Annotated in this window: 5 protein-coding genes, 1 tRNA gene and 1 CRISPR repeat array; of the genes, 3 read left to right on the top strand and 3 right to left on the bottom strand. The window is 37.1% G+C overall.

Annotated elements, in window-relative coordinates; genetic code table 11:
* Positions 1 to 73 precede the first annotated feature (73 nt).
* Positions 74 to 934, bottom strand: coding sequence for a prephenate dehydrogenase (locus tag ACWIX0_RS12770; protein ID WP_454174366.1), 861 nt, complete (start codon positions 932 to 934; stop codon positions 74 to 76).
* Between the two features lie 116 nt (positions 935 to 1050).
* Positions 1051 to 1127 (bottom strand) — tRNA-Arg (locus ACWIX0_RS12765).
* Positions 1128 to 1351: 224 nt separating this feature from the next.
* Between ACWIX0_RS12765 and rpsU the strand changes: the two genes are divergently transcribed.
* The 3 genes from rpsU (at position 1352) to ACWIX0_RS12750 (ending at position 3974) form a co-directional block, all read left to right on the top strand.
* The gene (gene rpsU / locus ACWIX0_RS12760; RefSeq protein ID WP_023929699.1) at positions 1352 to 1564 is read left to right on the top strand and encodes a 30S ribosomal protein S21; all 213 of its coding nucleotides are present in this window, start codon (positions 1352 to 1354) and stop codon (positions 1562 to 1564) included.
* 479 nt (positions 1565 to 2043) lie between these two features.
* Positions 2044 to 2643 (top strand): hypothetical protein, encoded by a 600-nt coding sequence (locus ACWIX0_RS12755; protein WP_454174365.1) that lies wholly within the window; start codon positions 2044 to 2046, stop codon positions 2641 to 2643.
* A gap of 227 nt (positions 2644 to 2870) precedes the next feature.
* Positions 2871 to 3974, top strand: a complete 1104-nt coding sequence (locus ACWIX0_RS12750; protein WP_454174364.1) for a DctP family TRAP transporter solute-binding subunit — start codon at positions 2871 to 2873, stop codon at positions 3972 to 3974.
* A gap of 205 nt (positions 3975 to 4179) precedes the next feature.
* On the opposite strand, the gene ACWIX0_RS12745 is transcribed toward ACWIX0_RS12750, so the two are convergent.
* A complete protein-coding gene (locus ACWIX0_RS12745) occupies positions 4180 to 4380 on the bottom strand; it encodes a hypothetical protein (protein ID WP_454174363.1) in 201 nt (66 codons plus the stop codon).
* Positions 4381 to 4922: 542 nt separating this feature from the next.
* Positions 4923 to 5486: a CRISPR direct-repeat array (repeat unit 36 nt; unit sequence GTTTTAGTCGCTTGTTAAATTCTCTTATGCTAAAAT).
* Positions 5487 to 5516: the final 30 nt, after the last annotated feature.

Genomic DNA, 5516 nt, shown 5'->3' with positions numbered 1-5516 from the left:
ATTGAATATTTAGCTTTTTGTCGTTTTTTGTTTATCAAAATCTATGGCAACAACTTGTAGTAAAAGCAAAAACTCACATAAAATTATGCAAAGAATTTGCCCTGCCCATCCACTCTACTAGCTCTTCCCATTTTTCTTCTTTGACTAGCGTTTTGGCATATAGCATTTCTTTGCCAAAAGATTCGATAGATTCTAGTAGGTTGTCTTTGTTTTGGGCAAACACATCACGCCACATTATGGGCGAGCTTTTTGCGATTCTACTCATATCTTTAAACCCTCCACCGATTAGGGCTAAAATATTTTGTGGCTCTTCTTGGGCTAGGACGGTGTTTGCTAACGCAAAAGAGATGATATGAGGGAGATGAGATATGTAGGCAGTGTGCTTGTCGTGGGCTTTCGCGCTCATTTTGATAATCCTCATACCAATAGAAATAAAGATTTGTTTAGCTATGGCGAGTTGGGATTTTCCACTATGTTCCTCATCGGCTATGATTACGATTTTGTTATAAAAAAGCCCTTTGATAGCGGCATTTGGACCAAAATTTTCCGTCCCACTCATAGGATGTGCAGCGACAAAGTTTTTGCGGATTTTGGGCGGAATCGAAGCGATGATTTTTTGCTTTGCCCCGCCCAAATCAATAATCGTGCAATCATTTTTGATATGTTTAAACTTCTCCAAAGTCTCTATAATCGCCTCAAGTGGCGTGGCTAAAAATACTACATCGCACTGCTCTATCGCCTCAAACTCCACACATTCATCGACAAGCCCAAGAGATAATGCCTGCTGTGAATGCAAAGGATTGGTATCATAGCCAAAAATGCGACTAAAAGTCATAGGGGCATTTTTGCTCTCATTTAGCTCGCGCAAAGCTAGCCCCATAGAGCCACCGATAAGCCCTAAGCCTATGATTCCTACGGATTTTTTCTCTTGCATTTTATGCCTTTTTGTGGTTTTAGATTTTGGTGTTTTGTGATTTTGGTAGAATCTATATTTTTTTAAGTTGTTTGTGTCAAATTTAAGATACTAGCAGTTAGGTAAAAGCGTGAAAATGGTGTGCTCGGAGGGATTCAAACCCCCGACCTACAGGACCGCAACCTGTTGCTCTATTCAGCTGAGCTACGAGCACTTATAAATCATTTTTTTGTGGCGTTTTTGCGATAGATTTTTGAGCGATTTTGCGTAAAACCCAAAAATAAGCAAGCGCAAATTGTATCTAAGATTGCGTAAAATTTAGTTGAAATTTATGCGATTTTTGCTAAAATCTCGGGCTTATCTAAGTTTTTTGGATTTTTAAAGCAAGCATACAAGCAAGCAAAATCCAAAATCTAAAACGGAAAGGTGGTGAGGCAAATGCCCGGTATCAAAGTCAAAGAAGGCGAGAGTTTCGATGAAGCCTATCGCAAATTCAAAAAACAAACCGATAGAAATCTAGTCGTTACAGAATGCAGAGCGCGCAGGTTTTTTGAAAGCAAGACAGAAAAACGCAAAAAACAAAAAATCAACGCTAAGAAAAAAATGCTAAAGCGACTATATATGCTAAGAAGATATGAATCTAGGCTATAAATCGCCTTGTATTAGCGATTTTGCGCCTTGATTGTTCTTGTTTTTTAATCGTTTTAGAATCGCTATATTTTGGATTTTGTTTTGACAAACAAAATCCTTTTGTAGCGAGTTTTTATCTTTTATTTTTTATCCCATATATTTTACTCGCTCAATTTCTTTCAAAATGCCCTCTCAAAGCATTATTTCCCCTGCGTGTTTTTAATATTGTGTGTTTTTATAGATTCTCTTTTATTGCATTTTTTCTCACACATTTTTTGCATTGTTTGATACGGACTTAAATATTTATATATTTTTGGAGAAAAATGCTAGAATCTAGGCTTATACTGCACGATTTATCGCAACTTTAAAAGCGATTAGCACAAGTGTTGCAAAATTATAAATGTAGATTTGTAAATGGCTTTTGGCAATATATTTGCTTGATTTATAAAAAGTCTTTTGCAAAATCTTATCAAAGACAAAATCAAACAAAAGGAGTCAAAATGAAAAAGTCTTTACTTGGGGTGGTTATCGGTGCGTTTGTATGCGTGTCGCTATGGCAAGTGATGCTAATAGCAAAGCCTGCTCCCGCAGAAAATGAGCAATCCCATCAACTTACAAAGCAAATGCACGAGATACAAAATGCTTTTAAATCAAGAATCGAATCGCTAGATACGATTCTAAAAGTGATATTAAAAGCGGAGCAAAAAAACAAGTCAAAAACCGAATATCTCACAAGCAGTGGCTATGAGCATTTTTATAATAAGTTTAGAGAAAAAAACGAAAATATGAGTGAGATAAGTAAATGGCACGATAAAAATATGCAAGAAATACGCCAAAACACCATAGATAGCGCAAAATCTCGTGGGCTTGCAAATGAAATCAACACATTTGAGGCAAACCTAAACAAAATCTCTAGCTCATTTTTGACAAGACTGCAAAATGCCAAAACCGAGTTAAAAACTAAAGACGCTCAAAAATCCGTGTATAAAGAAAAAATGGAGTGGATTTTGACAGAATTTGACAATGAATACGCAGAAGTCTTAGCCGAAGCATATAGCGCGTTTGCAGATAAAATCTTAGCTATCAAAAACGATAAATAATAGCCTATTTGCCCTACTTACAAATCTTCAAAACAAAAAGGCTTTTTTGCAAGCCTTTTTGTTAAAAATGTTTCTTAAAAATTTATCCTTACGATTAAACATTACCTCATTTAAAAAAAAATTTAAGAAAATGTCAAAAATCTCTAGCAATTAAAAGATTTTAGGTAGAATCTAGTGCTTTTTGCAGGACGCTAAAGCAAAATCTAAAAAGTCCAAAAGGAGAAACAATGAATAAGGACAGCAAAACAAAAAAATCTCACTTTTTTAGCGTGGGCAAACGATTTCGCGCTTTTAATGTGAGCAAAAAAGCATTGATAGCTAGTGTCTTGGGTGGTGCATTTATCGCTTCTATTTTGACAGCTTGCGGGGACAAAGAGCAGTCCAAAAACGACCCAAATAAAGTTTGGACTGTAAAATTTGCCCATGTCGTAAGTAGCGGGACGCCAAAAGGCAAAGCAGCAGATTTGTTTGCCAAAAGAGCAGGTGAGCTAAGCAATGGCAGGCTAAAAGTAGAGGTTTTCCCTAGCGCACAGCTTGTCGATGATGACAAAGTGTTTCAAGAGCTAAAGCGCAATAATATTCAGCTAGCAGCCCCCGCGTTTTCCAAATTTACGCCAATCGCTAAAGAATTTAACCTTTGGGATGTGCCTTTTATATTCCGTGATAATGCCCATCTACACGCGGTGATGGATGGCGAAGTAGGGCAAATCCTAAAGCAAGCCATTGCCAAAAAAGGCTTTATCGCGCTTGATTATTGGGATTCTGGTTTCAAACAATTTAGCACCAACAAAAAACCTATCATTGTCCCTGATGATGCCAAAGGACAAAAGATGCGCATAATGAGCTCCAAAGTCCTAGAAGAGCAAGTCAAAGCTATGGGCGCAAACCCCCAAAATATCAACTTCGGCGAAGTGTATAGCGCACTGCAAACAGGCGTAGTAGATGCAGCAGAGAATCCCCTCTCAAATCTATATAATTCTCGCTTCTATGAAGTCCAAAAAAGCGTAACAATGAGCAATCACGGCTATTTGGGCTACCTTGTCATCGCAAGTGAAAAATTTTGGCAAGAGTTGCCAGAGGAGCTAAAAGAAGTGGTAAATCAAGCGATGAGAGAAGCCACGCTATTTGAGCGTGAGGAAAGTGAGCGCGATGAAGCAGTCCTACTCCAAAATCTAAAAGATTATGAATCCAAAAATCCAAACAAGCTAAAAATCTACACGCTTGATGATGCGCAAAAAAAGCAATGGCAGGAGCTTATGACAAGCATTTATCCTAAGTTTTATGACTTGGTAGGCGAAGAGCTTATCAAAAAGACTTTGGAGACAAAATAATCACTACAAAACCTCACAAATACCTATCCAAGCGGTGTTTCAAATACCGCTTGCCATACTCAAGCATAGCCGAAATATCCAAAACTAGCCCACATTTTGTTGCCACTTATTGCTACGATTTTTTACGACTTTAGTTAAAAACTCGCATTTGTCAAACACCTCAAAATTGGCAATCTATTTTTTCAATATTGAAGTTGCTATTGTCTTAAAGTTTTTTGTCATACCTAAGCGCAAGCGAAATATCTCTGTGTATATCAATAGCTTGAGATACTTCGATTTCTACGCACTCTTTAAGTATGACAAATATTTTCCCCTCCATTGCAAGTGGCGAATCCACACTTTCCCCCTCCCTTAGCACGAGGGGGTTAGGGAGTGGGTTTATCCTTGTAACTGCGAGAATCGCCACACAATTCGTGGAAGTCTTTCTCTTTGTCGTTGCTAGATTTTTGCTCTTGGCATAGAGTCTAAATCTTTGTCATATTGAGCTTTCGTAGAAAGCGAAATATCTCTACAAATAAATTTACACTAGATTGCCACGATTTTGCTAACGCAAAATCTCGCGATGACAAAAATAGTGGATTGCCACGCTTACGCGCTCGCTCGCAATGACGGATTTTCAACTCTAAACTACAATATTTTTGTGGGGTTTAGGGGTTTTTAAGCCCAAAATTACAAAAAGCGTGCTTTACAAAAAGATACGATTTTGCAAAATCATTTGGATACTTCGCTACGCTTAGTTATGACAAGGATTGCCGTCATTACTAGATTTTGCGACTTGGTTAAGAAATCGTAAAATCGTGGCAATCTATTTGTGGTAGTTATAGATTGCTGTGCGTTGCAAATTGTGATGAGTGATTTTGATAATTTAAAAATTTCGCGCCTGTATAATCTAATCTCTTTTTATGACAAAGAGTTTAGATTATACAGGCGCGATAAAACACTTATAGTGTTTTAGTCGCTTGTTAAATTCTCTTATGCTAAAATTGCAAAACATTAGAAAGCGGGCTTGACGCGGTTTTAGTCGCTTGTTAAATTCTCTTATGCTAAAATTAGACTTCTTGCATTCCAATATGTGCAAGCGTTTTAGTCGCTTGTTAAATTCTCTTATGCTAAAATTGTGGCAGTTGGCTTAGTCGTGGGCATCTTGTTTTAGTCGCTTGTTAAATTCTCTTATGCTAAAATTTTTTTTGTGCTAAAAACCACATTTTCCGCGTTTTAGTCGCTTGTTAAATTCTCTTATGCTAAAATGCTTGCGCAGTCGCGCTTACAGCATTAGCGGTTTTAGTCGCTTGTTAAATTCTCTTATGCTAAAATGCAAAAATGAAAACTTGTAAATTGTGCGGAGTTTTAGTCGCTTGTTAAATTCTCTTATGCTAAAATTCATTCCTATACTAGCTTTAACAACTCTTAGTTTTAGTCGCTTGTTAAATTCTCTTATGCTAAAATTCCACCGTTTGAGAAGTTGTTGCACCAACCGTTTTAGTCGCTTGTTAAATTCTCTTATGCTAAAATGATAGAATCTAAGGCTTTTGATTTAGATTT

Source organism: Helicobacter sp. T3_23-1059 (assembly GCF_053654515.1).
This window is presented reverse-complemented; position numbering and strand designations above follow the sequence as displayed.